The sequence below is a fragment of the Coprococcus sp. AM11-30B genome, assembly GCF_027674365.1.
Classification (GTDB): Bacteria; Bacillota; Clostridia; order Lachnospirales; family Lachnospiraceae; genus Allocoprococcus; species Allocoprococcus comes.
Genome location: NZ_JAQDVB010000001.1, coordinates 42,191 through 65,566, shown reverse-complemented (window position 1 = coordinate 65,566; position 23,376 = coordinate 42,191). Strand labels below are relative to the sequence as shown.

Sequence of the window (23,376 nt, the reverse complement as noted above, 5' to 3'; positions counted from 1 at the left end):
TGGATTCTTGCTATTATTTAAGCATAGAAAAGAAATCCAGACGAGGAGGAACGGAAATTATGAAAAACAAAAAAAGATGGCTGGCACTGGGGCTGGTAGGAATCATGACACTTGGATGCTTTGCAGGATGTGGAAGCAAGAGCGATGGCAAGAGTGCAGACGGTAAAGGGGACAGCAGCAAAGGATCTGTATATTATCTGAACTTCAAACCGGAGCAGGATGAACAGTGGCAGCAGCTGGCAAAGGATTACACAAAAGAGACGGGTGTAGATGTAACGGTTGTTACAGCAGCTTCCGGAAACTATGAAACCACTCTGATGAGTGAAATGGGAAAGAGCGGAGCACCAACATTATTCCAGGTAAACGGACCGGTAGGACTTGCAAACTGGAAAGATTACTGCTACGACTTATCTGACACTGATGTTTACAAAGAACTCACAAGTGATGATTATGCACTGAAAGACGGAGATTCTGTAGCGGGTATTGGATATGTTATTGAAACATACGGAATTATCACAAATAAGACATTATTAAAAGAAGCAGGATATACACCGGATGACATCAAATCTTTTGCAGATCTGAAAAAAGTAGCAGAAGACATTACAAATAGAACTTCTGAACTTGGATTTTCTGCATTTACTTCAGCAGGTATGGACGGATCTTCTGACTGGAGATTCAAGACACACCTTGCAAACCTTCCGATCTACTTTGAATATCAGGATGAAGGAATTAACACAACAGATGCAATCAAAGGCACATATCTTGACAATTATCGCGATATGTGGGATCTGTACATCAACAACAGCACATGCGATCCAAAGGATCTTGCTGCAAAGACAGGTGACGATGCAAGAAATGAATTCCTGAATAAAAAAGCTGTATTCTATCAAAATGGTACATGGGAATATACACAGCTGATCGATGGCGGCCTGACAGATGATGACATGACCATGCTTCCGGTTTACTTTGGTGTAGGCGATGAAGCAAACCAGGGACTCTGCACAGGTACAGAAAATTACTGGTGCGTAAATAAAGACGCAGACGAAGCTGATATTCAGGCTACATTAGATTTTATGGACTGGTGTGTAACTTCAGATGAAGGAACAAAATGTATGGCAGACGATATGGGATTCAACATTCCGTTTAAGAAAGCTCAGGAATCTCAGAATCTCTTTATCAAAGAAGACAAACAGATGACCGAAGACGGAAAGACTCCGGTAGCATGGAACTTCTCAACAATGCCTTCAGAAGAGTGGAAAAATGGTGTTGGATCTGCACTGACAGCTTATGCGGCAGATCAGACAGATGCTAACTGGGATGCAGTAGTAAGTGCATTCGTAGATGGATGGGCATCTGAATACAAGCTTGCAAATGAATAAATAAGTTGCATAAAAAGAACTGACCTAGGGGCAGGCGGCTTGCCTGCCCCTTTTAAGTGAGAGGAGAGCCTGTACGAAGCGGGTTTTCTGGATATGGGAAACTACGTTTTTCCATATAAAAATAAAAAGTGAAATGAGAGCCACCTGGTAGGAAGATCCTTCCGGGCAAAAGGAAAAGAGGAGGATTTCTATGGAAAAGGCACTGAAAAAACATGCACCAATATTTGTTCTCCCAACATTTCTTGCATTTGTGATCGGATTTATCATTCCGTTTGCACAGGGATTTTATCTTTCTTTCTGTAAATTTACAACAGTAGGAAATGCAACATTTGTTGGAATATCAAATTATACAGCAGCGATCAAGGATACATCCTTTACGAGTTCATTTAAATTTACAGTATTATTTGCGATTGTATCGATCTTACTGATTAACGTACTGGCATTTGGCTTGGCACTGCTTCTGACACAGAAGTTAAAGGGCACCAATATTTTCAGAACTGTTTTCTTTATGCCGAACCTGATCGGTGGAATCGTACTTGGATATATCTGGCAGATTCTGATCAACTGTCTGCTTACGATCATCGGTCAGCCGCTCCTGGCACTGAATTCTTCAGCCGGTTACTGGGGACTTATCATTTTGATGTGCTGGCAGCAGATCGGATATATGATGATCATTTATATCGCAGGTCTTCAGAATGTACCGGATGATCTGATCGAAGCAGCAGAGATTGATGGAGCAGCAAAGTGGGATATCCTCTGGAAGATCAGAGTTCCGATGGTAATGTCTTCCATCACGATTTGTGTATTCCTGACACTTACCAATTCATTTAAACTGTTTGACCAGAACCTGGCTCTTACAGGTGGAGATCCGAACCATGCGACAGAAATGCTGGCACTGAATATTTACCAGACATTCTACGCACGTGCCGGAATGCAGTGGAAAGGTTATGGGCAGGCAAAAGCAGTGATCTTCTGTGCTCTGGTTATCATTATTTCACTGGTACAGCTGAAAGCAACAAGATCTAAGGAGGTGCAGCAGTAATGAAAAAGAAGAAAAGTATTGCAAATACAATATGGACAGTCATTTTAACAATTGCGGCGCTCGCCTGGGTTTATCCGATCATCATGATCCTGATGAACTCTTTGAAAAAAGAATCAGCGATCAGTACAGGAACTGCATTTAAACTTCCGACTGCAGATGCATTTGCAGGAATCGCAAACTATGTAGATGCCGTTGCTTCAAAAGGATTTTTAAGCAGTCTTGGATACAGTACATTTATTACGATTACTTCTGTAGTTGCTATTCTTGTATGTTGCTCCATGTGTGCATGGTATATAACCCGTGTAAATAGTGTGATTTCAAAGATTTTGTATTATCTGTTTGTATTTTCCATGGTTGTTCCTTTCCAGATGGTTATGTTCACCTTGTCACAGACAGCAGATACCTTACATCTGAATATGCCATGGAATATCTGGGTGATCTATCTCGGATTTGGCGCAGGTCTTGCGGTATTTATGTTCTGCGGATTTGTAAAATCGATTCCTGTAGAAATCGAAGAAGCTGCCATGATCGACGGATGTAATCCGCTGCAGACTTTCTTTTTGATCGATATCCATATCCTGAAGCCTACTATGATATCCGTAGGTATTCTGGAGGCAATGTGGGTATGGAATGACTACCTGCTTCCAACTCTTGTACTTGATATTAAGAAATATAAAACAATCCCGATGCTGATCCAGTATTTCCGCGGAAGTTACGGAAGAGTTGAAATGGGACCGATGATGGCAAGCATCATGCTTACAGTAATCCCGATCATCATTGTATATCTGGCAGGACAGAAGTACATCATCAAGGGTGTTGCTGCAGGAGCTGTAAAGGGTTAGAAAAATATAGTATAAATTTGGCGGACAGGTGTTGCTTGTCCGCTTTTTTTCAGGTTTGACATTTTGATTGAAAAAAGTAATATTTTTACAAAGTGATTGGGGACGAAATGACAGGAAATAAATAGAAAAAGCTTGCAAATTTTGAGAGTTTCCGTTAAGATATTGCGAAAATGGTAGAAAACATTGAGAAAGGAAAAAGGGTATGTTTCAGACAATTATTGGGGCGGTCAGCTCATTTATGTACAGCAAACTTCTGGTGATTATGCTGATCGGAGCAGGTTTATATTTTACAATCCGGACAAGATTTCCACAGGCGCGTTTATTTAAGAGAGCCTGTGAGTCCGTGATGGAGAAGCCGGACGATAAAGAGGCAATCTCATCATTCCAGGCATTGATGGTTTCAACGGCATCGAGAGTAGGAACAGGAAATATTGTCGGGGTGTCATCAGCAATCTGTATTGGGGGATTTGGTTCTGTATTCTGGATGTGGGTGATTGCGATCATCGGAAGTGCGTCAGCACTGATTGAAAGTACGCTGGCACAGATTTATAAGAAAAAGGGAGAGGATGGGAAATGCTATGGTGGTCCGGCTTATTATATCGAGGCGGCGCTGCATTGCAGACCACTGGCAATCGTGTTCTGTATTGCCATGATCATGACGTATGCATTTGGATTCAATATGCTGGCATCCTATAATCTGCAGTCTACATTTTCCGGATTTTCTTTTTATGATCCGAAGGTAAGCCCATGGATCATTGGCGGGATTCTGGCAGTTCTGACCGGATGGTGTCTGCTTGGCGGCGGTAGCCGTATTGTAAAGGTGACATCGATGATTGTGCCGGTGATGGGACTTGCATATATCGGGATTGCGCTGATTGTGGTTATCATCAATATCCGCAATGTGCCGGAAATGTTCCTACGCATTTTTGAGGAAGCGTTTGATTTCAAGGCAATTTTCGGAGCGTTTGCGGGTTCTGCTATGATGCAGGGAATCCGCCGGGGGCTTTATTCCAACGAAGCCGGAATTGGTTCGGCACCGAATGCATCTGCTTCTGCAAATGTTAGTCATCCGGTCAAACAGGGACTGGTTCAGATGCTGTCTGTCTTTATCGACACACTTCTTCTTTGCACGGCAACGGCGATGATGTGTATGTCGTCTGGCATTGATCCAACCAGGGAGATGCAGGGGGCACCGTGGGTTCAGGCATCTCTTCAGGAATCCCTGGGAACCTTTGGCCCGGTATTTATCACGGTGGCTATGGTATTTTTTGCGTTTACAACATTGCTTGGAAATTGTTTCTATTGCGACAATCTTCTGACCTATATCCATAAAAAGGAACCGGGGAAAAAATTTATGCGCGGATTCCGCCTGGTATCGGCATTTGTTGTATTTCTGGGAGCAGGTATGGAAATGTCGCTTTTGTGGGATCTTTCCGATGTACTGATGGGCGTGATGGCACTGATCAATATTCCGGTGATCCTGATCCTGTCCGGGACGGCATTTAAGGCAATCCGGGATTATGAGGATCAGTTGAAGCGGGGAGTTAATCCGGTGTTTAAAAGTGCAGATATTGAGCTGGAGCAGAAGACGGATTTCTGGAATTAGGGAATCTGCGAGAGTGGTTCGGAAAATGATGGAAGGCTGTGAATTGGATTTGACAAAAGTTGTTTTGTGATAATTTGGCGTGAAATCCGGCTTGACAAATTTTGAAGGATACGGTAGTATGACAAAAGAAGAGAAAATTACAGGCTATGAAGAGAACAAGTAGCAGATGACAAGGCTCAGACAGAAAGTAACCGGTTGATGAGAGGTGCACGAAGAGTCAGATGTGAATACATCTTGGAGCTTCACACCGAACGCGCGGAAGCGCAAGTAAGCTGTGACGGAGTGGCGGACGTTATACCTGCTTCGGTAATGTTAGTTACTGACTGAGGCATTCGGTGCGAGCCGGATGTGAATTAAGGTGGTACCACGAGAGAATATACCTCGTCCTTAAAGGCTGATTGGCCGGAGGACGAGGTTTTTTGTCGGAAATTTTTGAAGGGTGGTTTAAGGGGGACGCCATCCGGAATCTATTTCTATTTGTCTGCGGGTTCGGCGACTGATACTTCTAAGATTTTGAAAATTTGTTAAGGGCATGATTGAAAATCCATAACTCGCTGCGCTCAGACAGATGGATTTTCAATCATAACACAAATTTCCAAAACCTAAGAAGTATGAGCATCCGCCTGCACATGCAGTCAAATAGAAATGGATTCCGGATGGCTGACATCCTTGAAAAACTTCGAAGAGTTCCGGACAGGGACGCATCCTTCTTCCGGCGGAGAAGATTGGCTGTGAATAAGATAAAAAGATTGGTAAGAGAAAGGAAATTAGGAAAATGGGTATTTATGAAGAGCTGCAGGCCAGAGGATTGATTGCGCAGGTTACGGATGAGCCGTTAATTAGGGATCTGGTGAATAATGGGAAGGCTACGTTTTATATTGGGTTTGATCCGACGGCAGACAGTCTGCATGTTGGACATTTTATGGCACTGTGCCTGATGAAGAGACTGCAGGAGGCTGGCAATAAGCCGATCGCTTTGATCGGGGGCGGTACTGCTATGATCGGGGATCCGTCCGGTAGAACAGATATGCGTCAGATGATGACACCGGAGACAATCCAGCACAACTGTGACTGCTTTAAAAAGCAGATGAGCCGTTTTATTGATTTTTCAGACGGGAAAGCACTGATGGTTAATAATGCGGACTGGCTGATGGATCTGAATTATGTGGAAGTACTTCGTGAAGTCGGAGCACATTTCTCCGTAAATCGTATGCTGACTGCAGAATGCTACAAACAGCGTATGGAAAAGGGACTGAGCTTCCTTGAGTTCAACTACATGATCATGCAGAGCTATGATTTCTATATGTTATACCAGAAATACGGATGTAATCTTCAGTTTGGTGGAGATGATCAGTGGAGTAACATGCTTGGTGGTACAGAGCTGATTCGTCGTAAGCTCGGCAAGGATGCAAGTGCGATGACAATCACACTGCTTCTGAATTCAGAAGGAAAGAAGATGGGTAAGACACAGTCTGGAGCTGTATGGCTTGATCCGGAAAAAACTTCTCCGTTTGAATTCTACCAGTATTGGAGAAATGTGGCAGATGCAGATGTTCTTAAATGTTTACGTATGCTGACATTCCTTCCGCTTGAGCAGATTGATGAGATGGACAAATGGGAAGGCGCACAGCTTAACACAGCAAAAGAAATCCTTGCATTTGAACTGACAAAACTGGTTCACGGCGAAGAAGAAGCTACAAAGGCACAGGAAGGTGCACGTGCACTGTTCAGCTCAGGAAACGCAGCAGATATGCCGACAGCAGAGCTTTCTGATGAAGATTTTGCAGACGGATCTGTCGATATCCTGACACTGCTTCACAAGAGTGGACTGGTTGCTTCCAAGTCAGAAGCACGCCGTGCTGTACAGCAGGGTGGAGTTGCCGTTGACGGAGAAAAGGTTTCCGATATTGCGACAACATTTACAAAAGCAGACTTTGAAGGTGAAGGAAAAGTCGTAAGAAAAGGAAAGAAAAATTTCCGTAAAGTAATTGCAAAATAAGAGGACAGAAAATGAGTTTTACAGAAATAAAAGCAGAAGAATTAAAGGATAATCCATTTGACCTGATCGGAAAACAGTGGATGCTGATCACAGCAGGAAATGAAGAAAAATGTAACACCATGACAGCAAGCTGGGGTGGTGTTGGAATTATGTGGGGCAAGCCGACTGCGACAGCTTATATCCGTGATTCCCGTTATACCAAAGAATTTGTGGACAGAGAAGATTATTTTACACTGGCATTCTTTGGAGAAGAGCATAGAGAAGCGTTAAATCTCTGTGGAAGAGTCTCCGGAAGGGACGAAGATAAGATCAAAGAAGCCGGTCTGACACCATATTATGTAGATGGAACAGTTGCGTTTGAAGAAGCAAAAATGATCTTTGTATGCAAGAAGGTTTATGTACAGCGCATGGGAGAAGAAAATTTTGTTGAGAAAGCAAATCTTGACAAATGGTATGCTGACAAAGATATGCATAACATGTATATGGGAGAAATTAAGAAGATTCTTGTGAAAGAGGATTAGGCTATGTGTAGTAGAACACAGAAGCTGACTGTAGTTCTGGCCTCTGCATCACCGCGCAGGACAGAACTGCTGGAACAGGGAAATATAAAGCATGTAGTCATGCCGTCACACTGTGAGGAAGTAATTACATCCCAGGTTCCAAGCCAGGTTGTGGAAGAACTTTCTGCGCAGAAAGCAGAAGATGTCTACCAGCAGTATGAAAAGAAAAATGCAGGGGATTTTCTGGTGATCGGTTCGGATACGGTGGTTGCAGCAGATGGAAAGATTCTCGGAAAGCCAAAGGATAAAGAAGAGGCATATCAGATGATTTCCATGCTTCAGGGAAAAGCGCATCAGGTTTACACCGGTGTTACGCTTCTGATAAAGAAGGATGGGAAAAAGATCCGGAAGACATTTCATGAATGTAGTGATGTGCATGTATATCCGATGTGCAAGGAAGAAATCCGGGAATATATTGCAACAGGAGAGCCGATGGACAAGGCAGGAGCCTACGGGATCCAGGGTGCATTTGGCATGTATATCCGTGGGATTGAAGGCGATTATAATACGATCGTGGGTCTTCCTCTTGCGAGAGTTTATCAGGAAATGAAGGAATATATTTATTAAAAAAGAAACTGGGAGAGCTGACTTGTTGGAAAAGTCATCTCTCCCAGTTTTTTAGGAAGAAAAAGTTTTATTTCAGATACTGCACACTGTATGGTGGCATTTCGAGCTGGCCGTTCATCTGGATTTCATTTCCGGTGAGCAGATCAGTCATAGTTCCCCCGAGTTCGCCGTTGTGTGCGGTAAATGGTGCATCCGATGCATTAATTGCAACCAGCATCCGTTCATCATCTGTTTTGCGCTCAAAGATGAGCTGATGATTAGTAAGGACAACATTGCGATAACTTCCATGGCAAAGAGCATTGCTTCCGGTTCTGACATGGATCATTTTTTTGATCTGTTCAGTCAGTGCATTCGGTTTTGGCGCATCGAAGCATGGGCGGAGAGCATAGTCATTGTCCGGAGCTTTTACTCCTTCCACACCCCATTCACTTCCATAATAAATGCAAGGAACACCCGGCATACCAAGAAGAAGACCGTAAGTCAGCGGCAGGTGGTTCTTGTTGGTCAGGATACTTGCAATTCGGGTCACATCGTGGTTGTCAACAAAAGACATCAGATGTTTTCCACGGTAAATGCACCACTGTTCCGGTCCGTACTGACGGTTCAGAGAGTGCGCGATCTCAAACATGTTCATGCTGTTGAAGCTGGAATAAATGCCTTTATAGCATTCATAGTTGGTACAGCTGTGCAACATTTCGTCATTGACGATCTGATTGTAATCCCCGAAGAGAACCTCTCCGATCAGTGCAAAGTCAGGTTTTAATTCCTGACAGAAACTGCGCAGACGTTTCATGAAATTGCGGTCCAGGCAGTATGCAACATCAAGCCGGAGACCGTCGATGTCAAATTCATCGATCCAACCCTTTACACATTCCAGAAGATAATCTACAACAGCAGGATTGGCAAGATTCAGTTTGACCAGTTCAAAATGTCCTTCCCATCCTTCATACCAGAAACCGTCATTGTAGCAGGAATTACTGTCAAAATTGATGCAGAACCAGTCCTTGTATGGAGAATCCCATTTCTTTTCCAGTACATCTTTAAATGCCCAGAAGCCACGTCCTACGTGATTAAACACACCGTCAAGAACGATTTTTACATTGTGTGCATGGAGATCTTTGCATACTTCTTCGAAATCTTCATTGGTTCCGAGACGGCAGTCGATTTTTTTATAATCCCTGGTGTCATAACCATGATTGTCTGATTCGAAAATTGGATTTAATAATATAGAAGAGATACCTAAGGATTCCAGATAACTGCTCCAGTCCTTTAATTTTAAAATCCGGGATACGGTTTTGCCGTCATTTGCGGTCGGAGCGCCACAGAATCCAATTGGATAGATCTGATAAAAAATTCCTTCATAAGCCCACATATTCTAGTACCTGCCTTTTAGTCAAAATTTGGATAAAAATCCCATATATCTATTGTATCAGATAGAGTCAAATGATGGTATACTATTTAAAGCAAAAGTGGAATTTGTAAAAATGTAATGATATGGTAATGTTTTTGAAAAAAGGAGAAAGGGAAGCTATTTTTTTTGTTGCAATTTATAGTTGCTTTTATTATAATTTATAGTGCGTGAAAAGGTATTTGTGCATAATAATGCACAAATCATGGAGAGAAAAATGTGGCAGTTTATACTAGGAAGTACAGGATTTATTCTGTATTTTATTTATGATATTAACAGTGTTCGTATGAAGAATGCCGTATTACAAAAATTTTTTGCAGTTGGGAGTATTCTCGTTGTAGTATCGCTGATTGCAGAGCTTTATGCAGCATGGGGGAGCTGCCATCGGAAGATCGGAACAATGACCGGATTTGGATTAGGAGGACTCCTTTTCCTTTGTCTGCTCATTTATACGTTGTTTTTTGCGCTTCCCTTTGAAGAAACCTATTGTGAAGAAAATAAACTGCGTGCGGCTTATACGGAAGGTATGTATGGATTGTGCCGCCATCCTGGTGTTTTATGGTTTGCGGGAGCATATCTGTGCATGTGGGGAATGGTCGGTGAATGGAAGCATGGGATTTATTTTTTACTTATGATTTTCTGGAATTATCTGTATATTATTTTTCAGGATCTGTGGACATTCCCACGGACATTTTTTAACTATAAAGAATATCAGCAAAGTACGCCGTTTCTGATACCGAACAGAAAAAGCATACTGGTGTGCCTGCGTACTATCAGAAAAAATGATTGATCTGGAGCGGACAGTCTATGAATTTAAAAGAAAAATTAAAAAAACAACAGTATAATGAAATATGGCAGCAATACTGTGGATTTCTGGATCTGTCGATGGACGGCTACATGAAAATCCAGCGGCGGCTGATGGAAGAACAGATCCAGCTGTGGAGTAACTGTGGACTTGGACAGTCGATTTTGAAAGGAAAACATCCCCGAAATCTGGATGAATTCCGTAAAATGGTACCACTGACGGAGTATGAAGATTATGCAGATATTCTTTTGACCAAGCAGCCTGATATGCTTCCTGGGAATCCGGTGATCTGGATTCAGACAACCTGGGAAGGCGGGAAACATCCGATTAAGGTTGCGCCGTATACAAGAAGTATGCTGGATACCTACCGGAATAATGTGACAGCATGTCTGATTTTATCGACCAGCAGGAAAAAGGGATCTTTTGATGTTGCATCTACGGACAAATTTCTGTATGCGTTGGCACCGCTTCCGTATGCTACCGGACTTTTTCCACTGGCACTCGGGGAAGAAATCGATATCGAGTTCCTTCCGGCAGTAAAAGATGCTGTGAATATGAGTTTCAGCGAACGAAACAAGCTGGGATTTAAAATGGCGATGAAAAAAGATCTGGGATTTTTCTTTGGCCTTGGAAGTGTGGCTTATGCAGTAAGCCTGAGCCTTTCTTCGCTGACCGGTGGCGGTGGTATCCAACTATCAAGTATTCTGAAATGCAGACCACATATGATTTTCCGCCTGATACAGGCAAAGTACCGCTGCAAAAAGGAGAATCGGAAATTACTTCCAAAGGATTTATTCCATTTAAAAGGGTTCATGGTAGCAGGGACGGATAATCAGTGCTATAAAGATGATCTGGAAGAACTCTGGGGAATCCGGCCGATGGAATTGTTTGCCGGTACGGAACCATCTATAATGGGGACAGAGACCTGGACGAGAAAAGGAATGTATTTCTTCCCGGATACGGCATTTTATGAATTTATCACAGAGAAGGATATGTTGAAAAATCATGAGGATCCGTCTTATATTCCACCGACATATCTGATGGATGAAGTCCGGCCGGGAGAAAAATATGAGCTCGTATTTACGATTTTGAAAGGCGGTGCATTCGCGAGATATCGCTGTGGTGATATGTACCGGTGCGTCGGACTGCAAAACAGGGAAGATGAAACGCAGATCCCCCGTTTTGAATATGTGGACCGGGTACCATGGATCATTGATATTGCAGGATTTACAAGGATTTCAGAAAATGGGATCCGAAATGTGATTCGTCTGTCAAAGCTTCCGATCACAAACTGGGTTGCGGCAAAGGAATATAATGAACAGAAGCGCCCATATCTGCATATGTATGTAGAACTGGAACGGGAATCCTTGCTGAACAGTGCCATGAGCGCCGATATTTTAAAAGAGTTACTGAGTACATATTTCAAATATATTGATCAGGATTACCGTGACTTGAAGAAAATATTGGGAATGGATCCTTTGCAGGTTACAATTTTTACGTGCGGAACATTTGAAACTTATGAAAAACAGACTGGAAAAAAACTGCATCAGATGAATCCTTCCTATTATGATTTGAAGGCGTTGCTGGAAGTGCAGGAATGTTTGAACAAAGTGAGATAAGAGGGAATTATGGGAACCTATGGATATATTTCAATCATAGCAATGGTGTGCTATGGATTTATGCTGCTGATGTTTCTGACAGCGAAGCGAAATAAAATTGTAAATAGCTTTCTGGTAGTGTTGGTTGGACTGCTTTTCTGGGCTGGAGGATCGGCATTTATGCGTGTTCATCTGTGGCCAAGTTATGAATTCTGGTATCAGGTTTCCCTGCTTGGAATTTTACTACTGCCGTATGCATATTATTGTTTTATTCTGGCATTTGGCGGGGTGAAAAAAGGTCTGCCAGGGAAAATATATCTGGCTGTTATGCTGATCTGTTTTGTGGTAAATATCCGGCATGGGGTATTCCTGGGATGCCCGAATGTGGTGGAAAAGAATGGGCTTCCTACTTTTGTGTATGAGATTAAACCTACTATATTAGTACTCTTTTTCCCGGCTGGGATTTTTTTGATTTATCTTTTCCTTATCCTTGTGCGGATCTGCAAAGCAAATCCCAATATGAAAGTACAGTATGAACCGGTCATGGCAGGGGTTCTGGTGTTGTTTGCAGGGAATATGTTGCTTGGAATACCATTTTTCAGTGGATTTCCGATTGATATTTTAAGTGGTGTTGTAAATGTATTTTTCCTGTTTTATGCACTGATCCGCAGACGTCTGTTCCGGCTGCAGATGCTGGCATCGCCCAGTCTGTGTTACGGTGTGGGATTTTTGTTTTCTGTTATTGTATTTTTGAATGTAATTCCATATCTGCAGAAAATCTTCCATATACAGATGAATAAGAATACAACGCTTTATGCCCTTGCTTTTGCAATTGTGTTTCTGGTGATTTATGCGCTGTTTACTTTTTTGTGGAAGCTTCTGGTACGCAGTGTGTTTGTCCGGGAAGAAAATTATCAGACAGAAAAAATCAGGGAGTTCAGCTCTGCGATTTCGAAGACGCTGGATTTAAATGAAATTCTGGACAAAACGATCAGTGTCATGAAAGAACTGATGGATGTTGGAAATATCTATATTTGTATGCAGGATGCACCGGGACAGCCATATCGGGGAGTGGCAAGTGATCAGCCACTGAATGATCTGACATTTACGATGGAAGAAGAAAACCCGATGATCCAGTGGCTGAAAGAACATGAAGAGCCGATCATTTACCGGGATTTCCGTTATACCGTGGAGTATAGGTCGATGTGGGAGAGTGAAAAACACCGGCTGGATAAGACGCATATCCGTTACTGTGCAGGGCTGAAAGATGGAGAATGTCTGGTTGGTGTGATCCTGATCACAGATGCTTCGGCAAAAAAACGGCTGGTATATGATGAGGTGCAGCTGATCTCATCTGTTACGTCGGTTGCATCGATTGCGATTAAGAATTCAAGATTGTACGAGAGAGCCCGCCAGGAAGCCAGAACAGATGAGATGACCGGATTACTGAACCGGAAATATTTCTATGAAGTGCTGAATGAAGAGCTTGAGAAAAACAGGGAGGCATCGCTGGCACTTGCGATCATCAATGTAGATGATTTTAAATTGTATAATCAGTTGTATGGGGTGAAAGAAGGAGATCTGTGTCTGCAGCGGATTGCAGATATTATCAGAAGCAGTGTCGGAGAAAGTGGATACACGGCCCGCTATGGAGGAAAGGAATTTGCGGTTCTTTTACCGGGATATGATCTTTTTTCCGCCAGAAATATGGTGGAATCTATTGCAAAACAGATTTATGTTATGAATAACCGCAGAACGGATATGAAGCTGAAAGCGGTAACTGTGAGTGCCGGTATCAGTGCGGCTCCTTATGCGGCAAGGAACGTGAAAGAGCTGATGGAAAATGTAGATCTGGCAGTTTATCATGTGAAACATAATGGAAAAAATGGGATCCAGGTCTTTGATATGATGTTTCGGAACAACAGTGAGGGGAACAATACAAGGAATCACACCCATATTTATCAGGAGTATGAGTCTACGATTTATGCGCTGACGGCGGCAATTGATGCGAAGGATCACTATACGTTCAGCCATTCCAACAACGTAGCTTATTATGCAACGTCACTGGCGACGACCCTTGGAATGAACGAAGATATGATAGAGATTATCCGGCAGGCAGCACTTCTGCATGATGTCGGTAAAATCGGTATTCCGGAGTATATACTCAATAAAGAGGGAAAACTGACAGATGAAGAATATGAGATCATCAAAGGGCATGTAGAGGCATCAATCGATATTATCCGTCACCTTCCATCGCTGGATTATGTAATTCCGGCAGTCATCGGTCATCATGAGCGGTATGATGGAAAAGGATATCCACGCCGGATCGCAGGAGAAGATATTCCACTGACTGCGCGGATTTTGTGCGTGGCAGATTCTTTTGATGCCATGACATCCAAACGATGTTATAAAAAAGCATTTCCTATTGAAGTGGCACGGGAGAAGCTTCTTCAGGATGCAGGCAGACAGTTTGATCCTGACCTGGTATATAAGTTTGTTGAATGCCTGGATAATGGCAGTATTACACTGGTGAAGGCAGAAGAAACTGTGGACAATCTGAAAGAAATACTGTAGAAAATTCCCACAAAAAAGTGATGAAAATCAGCAAGAAACAGTTGACAAAAGCCTGTTGGTATAATATAATATGCAAGTATGACGTGAGAAGAAACAGTTTGCACCAAAGCCCCGGAGTGAACTTGTTTTCTATAGAATCTACAATGAAAATAATTAGTAAACTGAAATTCATAGGAGGTCAACCAATGAAAACTTACATGGCTAATCCAGATAAGATTGAAAGAAAATGGTATGTAGTTGACGCTGAAGGACAGACACTTGGACGTCTTGCAGCAGAAGTCGCTAAAGTTTTAAGAGGAAAAAATAAACCGGAATTTACACCGCACATTGATACAGGTGACAACGTAATTGTTATCAACGCTGAAAAGATCAAAGTTACAGGAAAGAAATTAGATCAGAAAGTATACTATCATCACTCAGATTATGTAGGAGGAATGAAAGAAACTACATTAAGAGAAATGATGGCAAAGAAACCGGAACAGGTTATCGAACTTGCTGTTAAAGGTATGCTTCCAAAAGGACCTTTGGGAAGAACAATGATCAAGAAGCTTCACGTATATGCTGGAGCAGAACATGCTCATCAGGCACAGAAACCAGAAGTTTTAACATTTTAGTCAGAGGTTTGAAAGGAGGAAATAAAAGTGGCAACAGCTAAATTCTACGGAACAGGAAGAAGAAAAAAATCTATCGCAAGAGTATACCTTGTACCAGGTACAGGTAAGATCACAATCAATAAAAGAGATATCGACGAATATTTAGGACTTGAAACTCTTAAAGTTGTAGTTCGTCAGCCATTAGTTGCAACTGAAACAGTTGATAAATTTGACGTTCTCGTTAACGTACGTGGTGGTGGATACACAGGACAGGCAGGAGCAATCCGTCACGGAATCGCAAGAGCACTTCTTGAAGCAGATTCTGATTATAGACCGGTACTTAAGAAAGCCGGATACCTTACACGTGACCCACGTATGAAAGAACGTAAGAAATACGGTCTCAAAGCAGCTCGTCGCGCTCCGCAGTTCTCTAAACGTTAATTTCGGTTCACAAAGAGATAATCTTCGGAACTCGGATTTACGTTCAAAGCCTTGTTTTACAAGGGTTTGTGGAGTTGTCAGATGTGGTGAAAAGCGGTGGAATTTACTCAGTTCGCAACGCATTTGCAACACGTTTGCAACAAAAATATCTAAAAAATATAGGACACTTTTCGGTGATAGGCACTGGAGAGTGTCCTTTTTGCTATGCAGATTTTGTATCGGCAGTTACGCTGTCCTCATTTTCTAAGGTTTTGTTGATTGCGTCTACAAGAACCTGCATATCTAAGTGAGTATAAACTTTTTCTGTCAAAGTCATAGCACCGGAGTGCCCCACAATTTTCTTGATTGTTGTATCCTGAACACCAGCTTCCGATAACATGGAAATACAGGTATGTCGAGTACAATGTGGTGTACGGTCAATTCCAATCTGTTCCACAAGAGGAGTCCAATAGCTGTCATAGTAATTGCGATAAAGAAATCTTTTGCCATCCTCTGTATGAAGAAGATATTCGCAATCAGGACAAGAATTATACCAGTCTTTATAGTAAGGCAGGAGCTTATCAGCAATCGGAACTTTTCGGATTCCGTTTTCTGTTTTACTGTCAATTACATCAAAATACTGTTCTTCCAAATGCACATTTTCTTTCTTCAAATCAAGAAATTCGGAGATACGTGTGCCATTATAGAGCAGCATGAGGATGATCTGATAGTATTTGTCCTCTTTCATTGTCCAGACTTTTGCAACTTCTTCTTTCGTGAATTTTGTACGTGTATGCTTGTTTGGATTGCGGTCTTTGTACTGGGCGATTTCAACAAAAGTAGAATAATCTTTGTTGCAGATGTCATTCTTTAATGCAAATTCATATAACTGGTTAAACAGGATTTTGATTTTCTTCAATGTGGGAAAATTCTTTCCGCAGATGTCAATAACCTGTTGTAAGTCTGCCAGTTTTAAATCCTTAAAAACTCGATTGTAAAGAATGCCACATGTTTTGTAAGATGCCTTGTATCCTTTGATATTGCTTTCGGATACCGTAGGAAATTTTTTCTTAGACCATTCCTCATACACATCCTCAAAAGTCATTTTGGCTGCTTTCGTATCATAAGGATTCCGGTTATAATCAGCCAGCATTTGTAACCCCTCAGTTTTTGTGGCGGCATATCCAATAATGATATATTCATTTACTTTCTTTTCTTTGACTGGATCAATGCGATAGCCTGTGGTTTTACGAACCATCCAAGGTTTTCTTCTTTTTCCAGATAGTTTTACTACACTTCCGTAGCCGTTCGGTAATTTCATATTCTAAAAATCCTCCTTAAAAATTAGGACTCTTTCTTACCGTACCGCTCGTTCATAATTTTTTGAAATCTTTGGATTCGTTCTTCGTTTGAGATTTCTTCTGTTTCTTTTTCGGTCAGTTTTGCATTTGCGTAATAAGCAAGTGTTTTATCCTGCCACTTCTGATAAGATTCAAGACTTGTCTGATAGTCCTTGACTTCATTTCTTTTATCCTTAAATTCTTCCAAGAATAGACAGAGATCCTGATTTAACTCCGTAGAAACATCTTTGCCATTAAAAGTAATAGCACATTCCCATCCATCATAATGTGGCGGGCGTTTGACTTCGATATTGAAGCCAAGTTCCTTTATCTTATCTAACTGAAATAAGAAATTCATAATATCAGAAAGATTTTCTAAAGGTTTTCTCTCAGCATCATACCCTATAAGATATGTGGATTCGCAGTCTAAAACTTTTGCTATTTCATTGAGCATAGCAATGGAAACTTCGATTTCTCCGCTTTCATATTTTTGGATTGTGCGAAGCGATTTCCCCAACAAATTTGCAAGCTCTGTTTGGTTGATACCTTTTTCTTTTCGAGCAGTACGGATTCTAAGTCCGATTTGATTGTTATGTAACTTCTCATTACTCATCATTATTCACCTCACGCTTATCATATCATAGAAAAATACGAATTACAAGTACATATTTATATAAAATAGTATTGACATGTGCAGAATAAGTGCATATAATAAAAATGCGCATTAAAAGTGCATATTAAAAAAGAAAGGAGAAATAAAATGAAGATAAACGTATTTAAAATGCAGATTTTGATGGGAGAAAGAGGATTAACAATTAAGAAATTGGCTGAGTTAAGTGGAGTGTCAAGGCAGACGATTTCCTGCATTATATCAGGAAAGGGCTGTACACCGCAGGTAGCATATAAAATTGCTACAGCTTTAGATCAAGAACTTAGTCAGATTGTAAAGGAGGATATGGAAAATGGATAAAAGATTATATGTAGAATTGCCGCCATTTACGGGAAGAAATGTGCCGATTACGGAAATTGCAAAAGCAATCGGAAAAGATGCTCATTACGTTCGTATCGGAATACAGCAGGGAATTTTGAAATTTGGAGTGGCAATGAAGATGGGCGATTCCGATGAATTCAGTTATTACTGTTCTGATCGTAAAGTATGGGAGGAAACTGGATATTTCAATGGAGAGGCAAAAAAGCAGGGAAAAGAAAAAGCCCTTGCGTAACACAAGGACAACTTCTCAGAGCTTTTGATAACTCTATCTCGCAAGTTCAGTATATCAAAGGCTCTGAGAGAATACAACGAAAATTTTAAAGGAGTCGAATTGAATATTTTTCAAGTAGTAAAAGAAAACGTAACTGCAAGGCAGGCTGCCGAACAGTACGGATTAAAAGTAAATAAAAATGGGATGGTCTGTTGCCCCTTTCACGATGACAGGCATCCCAGTATGAAAGTAGACAAAGGCTTTTGCTGCTTTGCCTGTGGTGCGAAAGGGGATGTAATCACGTTTGTGGCAGATTTCTTTCATCTTGCACCATTGGAAGCAGCAAAGAAACTGGCAGAAGATTTTCAGATACCTGTTTTTACAGATGACGCAAAGAAAAGGAATGCCAGTAAGAAAAAAGAAAAACCGAAAAGAACATTGTACCAGACCGAAAAGAAATTTGAAGAATGGGAACGGGAAAGTATCCGCATTTTATCGGATTATCTTCATTTGCTGGAAGAATGGAAAATAAGATATGCACCAAAAACACCAGAGGAAGAATGGAAAGCAGAATTTATAGAAGCCTGTCAGCAGACAGAAAAGATAAATTACGATCTGGATTTACTGGTGTTTGGAGAGTTACAGGACAGAATTGAATTTTTATTGGATAGTGGAAAGGATGTGAAAAGAATTGAAGAACGAATGGAAGAATATAGACGAAACAACAAGGAACAGACTGGAAGAAGCATTGGATCAGAGGGAACTGAACTCTAAGCCGTACTCTCAGGAATGGTTTGAGGATGGGCAGATTGATGAAGTATCATTTTGTGAAAATTTCCTGCAAAGAATGCCATTGAAGTGTATCAACGGTATCTTTTTCAGCTATGACGGAATGTTGTCAGACGGCGAAGTGGAAAAAGAAATTTACAGAATGGTAAAGCCGGTTCTTACGAAAGGGATTTCCAAGAAAGTAAAACAGCTTTCGGAGGTTCTAAAACTGGAAGCCTATTCGGAGGAACTTCCAGTGCAGATGGATCGCATCCATGTGAATAATGGAACTTATTTTTTGAATGGAGATTTTACAGAAAATAAGGAGTTTTGCCTGAACCGCTTGCCTGTAAATTATGAAATGAAAGAAGCAAAGGCAGAACGGTGGTTAAAATTTCTTTCGGAACTGTTGGAGGAAGATGATATTCCAACCTTGCAGGAATATATGGGATATTGCTTAATCCCATCCAACAAGGCACAGAAGTTATTGATTATCTTAGGAAAAGGCGGGGAGGGAAAATCCCGTATTGGTCTGGTGATGAGAAAAATTCTCGGAACGAATATGAATGTAAGCAATATTCAAAAGGTAGAGCATAACCGTTTTGCAAGGGCAGATTTGGAATACAGGCTTTTGATGGTGGATGATGATATGAAACTGGAAGCATTGAAAGACACCAACTATATTAAAACTATTGTCACGCTGGAGGATAAGATGGATTTGGAACGGAAGTCAAAGCAGAGCGTACAGGGGAATTTATATGTCAGGTTCCTCTGCTTCGGAAACGGAAGTCTCAGTGCCTTGCATGACCGTTCCTATGGATTTTACCGCAGACAGATTATCCTTACAGTGAAAGATGTGCCGTCGGACAGAGTAGATGATCCCTATCTAATCGAGAAATTGCAAAGAGAAGCAGACGATATTTTTCTCTGGTGTCTGGAGGGATTGAAACGATTACTGAAAAATAAATACCGCTTTACCATCAGCGAACGTGCAAAGAAGAATCTGCACGAAGCTATGGAATCTGGGAATAACATTATCGCTTTTATGCAGTCATCCGGGTATATCCGGCTGGAAGAAAACACAACAGCGACTTCCAAGAATCTTTACCAGGCATACTGCCGCTGGTGTGAAGATAATACGGAAAAGCCTATGAGTGCAAAAAGTTTTTCGGGGTACTTAAAAGAAAATGAAAAAAAGTATCACATTCATTATTCTACCAACATTCCCTCAGACAATGGGAAAAATGCCAGAGGATTTCAGGGAATCCATACGCAGATACGCATAGACAGCTATCGTTGATACGGATGAAAAACCGATAAAAAAGAATTTTTCAAAGAAGCGTATATGCGTATATTCTCAGGAAAATCAAGGGATTACAGGTTTCTGAAAAGTATGGAAGATACGTTTATACGCTTATACGTGTTATTTTTAAATTTATTTTATTTTTTAGCAGAAGGGAGTGTGGCAGATGTTGAAACAGCCGGAAAGAGAAAGCAGAAATGTGAATGATTTCTTTTATGAGATGGAGGGCAGACAGATACAAAAAATGAACAAGGTATTGGCAGGAGTGGAACTGACAAAAGCAGAGGAAAAAACTCTGATATGGCTTGTCGGATGGGAAGAAAGTACCGTAGATCATCTGCTGTCAGTCATAGAAAAAGTAGCCCGGATACGGGCAGATAAAAAGGGCGGATACGCCCATAAATCTAAATGTAAGTCCGAGAAGTAATCAGATTGTGTTAAACAAAAACAAGCCCTCGGCGATTGAGAGCGAAATACACCCATCGCACAAACTTCGTTTATGCTCTGTGTATTTCGCCCTGCCGGGAGCTGTTCCGCCGACAGGCGGATAAGGTCGTAAACAGGTGCCTATGCACCTACTCACAGCAAAGCAGGCGAGAGCCGGAAAGGAGAATGCTTATAGGCAGACATTCATTTATCAGACAAAGTAAGCTGTCCGACGTGGCAGGAAGGATTGATTATATCTCCAATCCGAAAAGACAGGAGTATCTCTATGCGACCTATCAGACAGAAGGGGCAACGCCTGAATTTTGGAAAAATCTTGCAAGAGAAAATCAGTTGGATTTTAAGGCAAGCGGCTCAGCAGGGAAATGTATCGAAGGGCGTGAGTTCATCATAGCACTTCCCGAAAGTTTTGTTCAGTACAGGGCAGGTGATGTGGTAAGACTTTTTACAGAGACTTTTCATAAAAGATATGGTGTAGAGTGCAGCGCAGCCCTTCATCACAACAAGACAAAGACGAATTATCATATTCATTTGGTATTCAGCGAACGGAAAATGTTGGAACAGCCCGAAGTGAAGATTGCCACCCGAAATATGTTTTATGATGAGCAGGGAAAGCATAGACGCACGAAAAAAGAGATTTTAGACGAGCAGGGAAATATCAGAGCCGGATGCAGTATTATCCAGAAAGGGGAAGTATATGAAAGTCATATCTTCACAAAAAAAGAGGAATGGTTTAAGAACAAAGCCTTTACCAAAGAAGTGAAAGAACTGTTTACAGATACAATTAACTGCTATGTAAAAGAAGAATCAGAAAAACTATCGGTATTCAAACAGGGCGGTGTTTATCTGGCAACGAAGAAAATCGGAAAGAACAATCCGAAAGCAGAGGAGATAAAGGCAGACAATGCGGCAAGGCAGGAATGGAATCGGAAAGTTGATGTGGCATTAGTCGAGGGTGTTCCTGAAGAAGATATTTTGAAAATCAAGCAGGAAAAAATCACAGATGAAACGCTGCAATCTATCAGGACACACGGTTGGCTGCCGTATATGTTTCGACAGATTATCCGAGGGGCAAAAGACTTTTTACAGGAAGTGATTTTCAAATTTAAACTGCCGCCTAAACCGGTACCAAAGATTGATTTGCAAGAGTGGAAAGATATGCAGAAGGTCATGTATGACTTGCAGGGACAGTCAAGGGAGATAAAACGCACACAGCAGGATATTTCTTCTTTGAAAAAGCAACTGTCAGAACTGCGAGGATTCTTTAAAAGCAAAGAACGAAAATCTCTGGAAGGGAAAATTGAACTGTTAGAGGATTTGGAAAAGCGTCTGCACAAGAGTATGGAGCAGATCGTAAAGCGAGAAGGGTATCCCAATGTGCAAGACTTTCAGAAGGTTTATAACAAGGCAGAAGCACTAATCATGGAATACAATGAAGAACTGCGAGCATGGAAAAATCAGACGGAGCAGAAGAAAGAAAATCCATTAGAACAACCGAAAAAAGCAAGCGTACTGGAAAAACTGCACCGCTATCAGCAGGAAGGCAGACAGCAGCCGAAACGGTCAGTCAAGAAAAAATCTATGGATAGAGAACGATAAGAAAGCGGTGAAAAGATGATAAAAAGAACAAATATTCGATAGGATTTTCTTGCGTTTGTTCGTCCCGTAGAATATAATGAATGAAGAAGGTGAGGTAAAGTTATGGGATATATAACAGCAGGTCAAGCGGCAAAGAAATGGGAAATTTCACAGAGACGTGTGCAAATATTGTGTGCTGAAAATAGGATAGAGGGCACATTTAAATTGGGGGAGGCATGGGCAATTCCAGAAAATGCGGAAAAACCTGATGATAATAGAAAGGCAAAGAAACATAATGAAAAATAAGTTAAATGCAATAGATTTATTCTGCGGCTGCGGAGGACTGTCTTATGGATTTGAAAAGGCAGGATATAATATTTTACTAGGAATAGACAATGATTCGAAGGCTTTAGAAACATTTGAACTGAATCATTATGGTGCTAAATCGATCTGCGGAGATATAACAGAAGTAACATATGAAGAGGATATTAAACCACTAATAGGTGACCAAAAAATTGATGTGATTATTGGAGGACCGCCATGTCAGGGAATGTCGCTTTCGGGACCAAGAAAGTTTGACGATCCTAGGAATAAATTATATTTATCATATATTAGATTAGTTAAAGAAATACAGCCTAAAGCGTTTGTAATAGAAAATGTACCGGGATTAGTAGGATTATTTGGTGGGCAGATTAAAGATAGCATTATAGAAAAGTTTACAGAGATGGGATACCAGATTCAATATAAGATATTATGTGCGGCGGATTATGGTGTTCCACAAAATAGAAAGAGAGTGGTATTTGTAGGAATCAAAAAGGGAGAATTTGTATACCCTGAAATACACGAAAATAAGGTGAGTTGCAGTATGGCATTGTCAGACTTGCCAACATTGGAGGACGAACTTGGAGAAGAGGTTTTAGATTATTTGATGCAGCCACAAAATGAGTATCAGAAAATAATGCGTAAAAATTCTGAAGTGGTTAAAAATCACATTGCGGCTAATCACTCTGACCGAGTAAAAAAAATAATTTCTTTAGTCCCAGATGGAGGAAATTATAAAGACCTGCCGGATGAATACATAAATAGTAGAAATTTTCATGTTGCGTGGACAAGATTTGCGAGTGATAAACCAGCACCAACAATCGATACAGGCCATCGACACCATTTTCATTATAAGTATAATCGTGTACCTACTGTTAGGGAGTGTGCAAGACTACAGTCATTTCCAGATGATTTTATTTTCTTGGGAAATAAGACACAACAGTTTAGGCAAGTAGGCAATGCAGTTCCTCCACTAATGGCACAATGCATTGCAGAACAGTTGAAAAAAGCATTAGGAGATGAATAA

Annotated in this window: 23 protein-coding genes; 20 read left to right on the top strand and 3 right to left on the bottom strand. The window is 41.1% G+C overall.

The features are described 5' to 3' along the window. The first annotated feature begins 59 nt into the window (after positions 1-59). From PGU50_RS00315 to PGU50_RS00285, 7 genes are all read left to right on the top strand, one after another. Positions 60-1,379: an ABC transporter substrate-binding protein gene (locus PGU50_RS00315; protein ID WP_270245921.1), complete on the top strand. Its 1,320-nt coding sequence runs from the start codon at positions 60-62 to the stop codon at positions 1,377-1,379. A gap of 190 nt (positions 1,380-1,569) precedes the next feature. After that, positions 1,570-2,421 (top strand): carbohydrate ABC transporter permease, encoded by an 852-nt coding sequence (locus tag PGU50_RS00310; RefSeq protein WP_117557088.1) that lies wholly within the window; start codon positions 1,570-1,572, stop codon positions 2,419-2,421. Further along, positions 2,421-3,263, top strand: a complete 843-nt coding sequence (locus PGU50_RS00305; RefSeq protein ID WP_270245920.1) for a carbohydrate ABC transporter permease — start codon at positions 2,421-2,423, stop codon at positions 3,261-3,263. Before PGU50_RS00310 ends, PGU50_RS00305 begins: the two co-directional genes overlap by 1 nt. A gap of 202 nt (positions 3,264-3,465) precedes the next feature. Further along, on the top strand, positions 3,466-4,869 hold the full coding sequence (locus PGU50_RS00300; protein WP_270245919.1) for an alanine/glycine:cation symporter family protein: 1,404 nt from the start codon (positions 3,466-3,468) through the stop codon (positions 4,867-4,869). 775 nt (positions 4,870-5,644) lie between these two features. Continuing rightward, complete coding sequence (gene tyrS, locus PGU50_RS00295) at positions 5,645-6,868, top strand: tyrosine--tRNA ligase (protein ID WP_173825810.1); 1,224 nt, start codon at positions 5,645-5,647, stop codon at positions 6,866-6,868. 11 nt (positions 6,869-6,879) lie between these two features. Continuing rightward, entirely contained in the window at positions 6,880-7,389 is a 510-nt protein-coding gene (locus tag PGU50_RS00290; protein ID WP_055156082.1) for a flavin reductase family protein, read from the top strand. A 3-nt stretch (positions 7,390-7,392) separates the two neighbouring features. Further along, complete coding sequence (locus PGU50_RS00285) at positions 7,393-7,995, top strand: Maf family protein (protein ID WP_270245918.1); 603 nt, start codon at positions 7,393-7,395, stop codon at positions 7,993-7,995. 67 nt (positions 7,996-8,062) lie between these two features. On the opposite strand, the gene PGU50_RS00280 is transcribed toward PGU50_RS00285, so the two are convergent. Then, positions 8,063-9,367, bottom strand: coding sequence for an alpha-amylase family glycosyl hydrolase (locus PGU50_RS00280; RefSeq protein ID WP_270245917.1), 1,305 nt, complete (start codon positions 9,365-9,367; stop codon positions 8,063-8,065). 253 nt (positions 9,368-9,620) lie between these two features. On the opposite strand from PGU50_RS00280, the gene PGU50_RS00275 reads away from it, so the two are divergent. The 5 genes from PGU50_RS00275 (at position 9,621) to rpsI (ending at position 15,414) form a co-directional block, all read left to right on the top strand. After that, positions 9,621-10,193, top strand: a complete 573-nt coding sequence (locus PGU50_RS00275; RefSeq protein ID WP_270245916.1) for a hypothetical protein — start codon at positions 9,621-9,623, stop codon at positions 10,191-10,193. Between the two features lie 17 nt (positions 10,194-10,210). Then, the gene (locus PGU50_RS00270; RefSeq protein ID WP_118198708.1) at positions 10,211-11,827 is read left to right on the top strand and encodes a GH3 family domain-containing protein; all 1,617 of its coding nucleotides are present in this window, start codon (positions 10,211-10,213) and stop codon (positions 11,825-11,827) included. A gap of 9 nt (positions 11,828-11,836) precedes the next feature. Beyond that, the gene (locus PGU50_RS00265; RefSeq protein ID WP_270245915.1) at positions 11,837-14,380 is read left to right on the top strand and encodes an HD domain-containing phosphohydrolase; all 2,544 of its coding nucleotides are present in this window, start codon (positions 11,837-11,839) and stop codon (positions 14,378-14,380) included. A 185-nt stretch (positions 14,381-14,565) separates the two neighbouring features. Continuing rightward, positions 14,566-14,994, top strand: a complete 429-nt coding sequence (rplM, locus tag PGU50_RS00260; RefSeq protein WP_022220779.1) for a 50S ribosomal protein L13 — start codon at positions 14,566-14,568, stop codon at positions 14,992-14,994. A gap of 27 nt (positions 14,995-15,021) precedes the next feature. Then, a complete protein-coding gene (gene rpsI / locus PGU50_RS00255; protein WP_008373223.1) occupies positions 15,022-15,414 on the top strand; it encodes a 30S ribosomal protein S9 in 393 nt (130 codons plus the stop codon). A gap of 202 nt (positions 15,415-15,616) precedes the next feature. Here rpsI and PGU50_RS00250 read toward each other — a convergent pair whose 3' ends face one another. Together PGU50_RS00250 and PGU50_RS00245 are read right to left on the bottom strand one after the other, a co-directional pair. After that, positions 15,617-16,714: a tyrosine-type recombinase/integrase gene (locus PGU50_RS00250; RefSeq protein ID WP_270245914.1), complete on the bottom strand. Its 1,098-nt coding sequence runs from the start codon at positions 16,712-16,714 to the stop codon at positions 15,617-15,619. Positions 16,715-16,737: 23 nt separating this feature from the next. After that, positions 16,738-17,349, bottom strand: coding sequence for a helix-turn-helix domain-containing protein (locus PGU50_RS00245; RefSeq protein ID WP_270245913.1), 612 nt, complete (start codon positions 17,347-17,349; stop codon positions 16,738-16,740). A 144-nt stretch (positions 17,350-17,493) separates the two neighbouring features. On the opposite strand from PGU50_RS00245, the gene PGU50_RS00240 reads away from it, so the two are divergent. The 8 genes from PGU50_RS00240 to PGU50_RS00205 all read left to right on the top strand — a co-directional run bounded on the left by PGU50_RS00240 (position 17,494) and on the right by PGU50_RS00205 (position 23,376). Beyond that, positions 17,494-17,703 carry a helix-turn-helix transcriptional regulator gene (locus PGU50_RS00240; RefSeq protein ID WP_270245912.1) on the top strand — a complete coding sequence of 70 codons (210 nt, stop codon included), beginning with the start codon at positions 17,494-17,496 and terminating at the stop codon, positions 17,701-17,703. Next, positions 17,696-17,956 (top strand): hypothetical protein, encoded by a 261-nt coding sequence (locus PGU50_RS00235; RefSeq protein ID WP_270245911.1) that lies wholly within the window; start codon positions 17,696-17,698, stop codon positions 17,954-17,956. The genes PGU50_RS00240 and PGU50_RS00235 overlap by 8 nt, the downstream gene beginning before the upstream one ends. 99 nt (positions 17,957-18,055) lie before the next feature. Further along, the gene (locus tag PGU50_RS00230) at positions 18,056-18,709 is read left to right on the top strand and encodes a CHC2 zinc finger domain-containing protein (RefSeq protein ID WP_270245910.1); all 654 of its coding nucleotides are present in this window, start codon (positions 18,056-18,058) and stop codon (positions 18,707-18,709) included. After that, positions 18,699-20,003, top strand: coding sequence for a DNA primase family protein (locus PGU50_RS00225; protein ID WP_270245985.1), 1,305 nt, complete (start codon positions 18,699-18,701; stop codon positions 20,001-20,003). Before PGU50_RS00230 ends, PGU50_RS00225 begins: the two co-directional genes overlap by 11 nt. Positions 20,004-20,172: 169 nt before the next feature. Further along, positions 20,173-20,433 (top strand): hypothetical protein, encoded by a 261-nt coding sequence (locus tag PGU50_RS00220; protein ID WP_270245909.1) that lies wholly within the window; start codon positions 20,173-20,175, stop codon positions 20,431-20,433. A 185-nt stretch (positions 20,434-20,618) separates the two neighbouring features. Further along, on the top strand, positions 20,619-22,049 hold the full coding sequence (locus PGU50_RS00215; protein ID WP_270245908.1) for a MobA/MobL family protein: 1,431 nt from the start codon (positions 20,619-20,621) through the stop codon (positions 22,047-22,049). A gap of 102 nt (positions 22,050-22,151) precedes the next feature. Continuing rightward, positions 22,152-22,334, top strand: a complete 183-nt coding sequence (locus PGU50_RS00210) for a DNA-binding protein (protein WP_270245907.1) — start codon at positions 22,152-22,154, stop codon at positions 22,332-22,334. Beyond that, positions 22,324-23,376: a DNA cytosine methyltransferase gene (locus tag PGU50_RS00205; RefSeq protein WP_270245906.1), complete on the top strand. Its 1,053-nt coding sequence runs from the start codon at positions 22,324-22,326 to the stop codon at positions 23,374-23,376. The genes PGU50_RS00210 and PGU50_RS00205 overlap by 11 nt, the downstream gene beginning before the upstream one ends.

Excerpts from the sequence above, each read along its gene's own strand:
- PGU50_RS00305 (WP_270245920.1), top strand. The coding sequence starts at position 2,421 with ATGAAAAAGAAGAAAAGTATTGCAAATACAATATGGACAGTCATTTTA.
- PGU50_RS00265 (WP_270245915.1), top strand. The coding sequence starts at position 11,837 with ATGGGAACCTATGGATATATTTCAATCATAGCAATGGTGTGCTATGGA.
- PGU50_RS00280 (WP_270245917.1), bottom strand. The coding sequence starts at position 9,367 with ATGTGGGCTTATGAAGGAATTTTTTATCAGATCTATCCAATTGGATTC.
- PGU50_RS00275 (WP_270245916.1), top strand. The coding sequence starts at position 9,621 with ATGTGGCAGTTTATACTAGGAAGTACAGGATTTATTCTGTATTTTATT.
- PGU50_RS00210 (WP_270245907.1), top strand. The coding sequence starts at position 22,152 with ATGGGATATATAACAGCAGGTCAAGCGGCAAAGAAATGGGAAATTTCA.
- rplM (WP_022220779.1), top strand. The coding sequence starts at position 14,566 with ATGAAAACTTACATGGCTAATCCAGATAAGATTGAAAGAAAATGGTAT.
- PGU50_RS00310 (WP_117557088.1), top strand. The coding sequence starts at position 1,570 with ATGGAAAAGGCACTGAAAAAACATGCACCAATATTTGTTCTCCCAACA.
- PGU50_RS00250 (WP_270245914.1), bottom strand. The coding sequence starts at position 16,714 with ATGAAATTACCGAACGGCTACGGAAGTGTAGTAAAACTATCTGGAAAA.
- PGU50_RS00215 (WP_270245908.1), top strand. The coding sequence starts at position 20,619 with ATGCTTATAGGCAGACATTCATTTATCAGACAAAGTAAGCTGTCCGAC.
- PGU50_RS00240 (WP_270245912.1), top strand. The coding sequence starts at position 17,494 with ATGAAGATAAACGTATTTAAAATGCAGATTTTGATGGGAGAAAGAGGA.
- PGU50_RS00270 (WP_118198708.1), top strand. The coding sequence starts at position 10,211 with ATGAATTTAAAAGAAAAATTAAAAAAACAACAGTATAATGAAATATGG.
- PGU50_RS00315 (WP_270245921.1), top strand. The coding sequence starts at position 60 with ATGAAAAACAAAAAAAGATGGCTGGCACTGGGGCTGGTAGGAATCATG.
- PGU50_RS00285 (WP_270245918.1), top strand. The coding sequence starts at position 7,393 with ATGTGTAGTAGAACACAGAAGCTGACTGTAGTTCTGGCCTCTGCATCA.
- PGU50_RS00220 (WP_270245909.1), top strand. The coding sequence starts at position 20,173 with ATGTTGAAACAGCCGGAAAGAGAAAGCAGAAATGTGAATGATTTCTTT.
- PGU50_RS00245 (WP_270245913.1), bottom strand. The coding sequence starts at position 17,349 with ATGATGAGTAATGAGAAGTTACATAACAATCAAATCGGACTTAGAATC.
- PGU50_RS00300 (WP_270245919.1), top strand. The coding sequence starts at position 3,466 with ATGTTTCAGACAATTATTGGGGCGGTCAGCTCATTTATGTACAGCAAA.
- PGU50_RS00205 (WP_270245906.1), top strand. The coding sequence starts at position 22,324 with ATGAAAAATAAGTTAAATGCAATAGATTTATTCTGCGGCTGCGGAGGA.
- PGU50_RS00290 (WP_055156082.1), top strand. The coding sequence starts at position 6,880 with ATGAGTTTTACAGAAATAAAAGCAGAAGAATTAAAGGATAATCCATTT.
- PGU50_RS00235 (WP_270245911.1), top strand. The coding sequence starts at position 17,696 with ATGGATAAAAGATTATATGTAGAATTGCCGCCATTTACGGGAAGAAAT.
- tyrS (WP_173825810.1), top strand. The coding sequence starts at position 5,645 with ATGGGTATTTATGAAGAGCTGCAGGCCAGAGGATTGATTGCGCAGGTT.